This is a genomic window from Halorubrum sp. Atlit-26R, from assembly GCF_003666015.1.
Classification (GTDB): Archaea; Halobacteriota; Halobacteria; order Halobacteriales; family Haloferacaceae; genus Halorubrum.
In genome coordinates, this window is record NZ_QPLT01000100.1 from 1 (window position 1) to 1,022 (window position 1,022).

Below are 1,022 nucleotides of genomic sequence, written 5' to 3' on the forward strand. Positions count from 1 at the left end.
GAAACCGCACTCACTCGCCACGACTTCACTCCCAGCCCGTTCTCTCAATGACGGACGAACCACTCTCGCTTCCACCGGGCTTCGATCGTGGACTCGCCAAGCTTATCGACGCGACCGAGGCCCTCCGGGACGCTCTCTCAGATGAAGAGACACTCACGACCGTCCAAACTGTCACCACACGGCGGCGGTTGTTCCTCGCGCTTTCCGCGCTTAAAACGACCCGTCGACAGATTGAGGATACAGAGCATTCCCCGTCCCAAGACGATTATGAGGTGGTGACGTGGGATGGCCCTGCTCAGGCACTCTATCATATCGAATTACGTCTCGACCGGTTGCTTGAGGATCTCTCCATTCAGGGGTACGACCACACCTCACAAGAGTATTCGATCGAGCAAACACTCGAAACGATTCGAGACCACATCGTCATCCTTCAGGACGCACTTTTTGAGGAGTCGACGGACAACACCACGCAGCTTGAGAGGCTCTCCACTCACCGATCTGTCTATGCAGACGTGGCTGGGCGTGGGGTTGGTGATGGGCGATGGCTTGAGTATCAGCTCCAGAGCGCGTTGATGCGGTGGGGGTATCGAGCAGAGACGCGCCAGCACCTGTTCGGTCTTGAGGTCGATGTCGTCGCCAGCCGGAAGCCAAAACAACAGCAGCCGACTGATTGGATTGTCGCTCAGTGTAAAGACTGGACAAGCGACACGATCACGCCATCGACGATCTTCCGGCTGTGTACGATAGCGTTTGCCTGCCGGGCAATGCCGATTCTCTGTCACACAACCGAGATCACACCTCGGGCTGAGGAGCTCGCCCGTCAGTTCGAAGTTCGAATTCTCGATCTGCGGGATCTTGAACGGGGTGCGCTTCCTGCGCCTCAAGTGTACAAGCCGACGACTGAACTCAACGAATGGCCTCCACAGTACAACGCTCGTGTTGATCGGGGCACTCTCCCCGCGATGTTCTCCTACGGAGAGCCTGGCAAACGGTTCAGCTACGTTCCTGGCTTCACTCCTATG

The 1,022-nt window shown here is 57.1% G+C and carries 1 protein-coding gene; it reads left to right on the forward strand.

Annotated elements, in window-relative coordinates:
• Positions 1–47: 47 nt before the first annotated feature.
• Positions 48–1,022: restriction endonuclease (locus tag DVK07_RS19520; protein WP_121598514.1), on the forward strand; the 975-nt coding region annotated here is incomplete at its 3' end.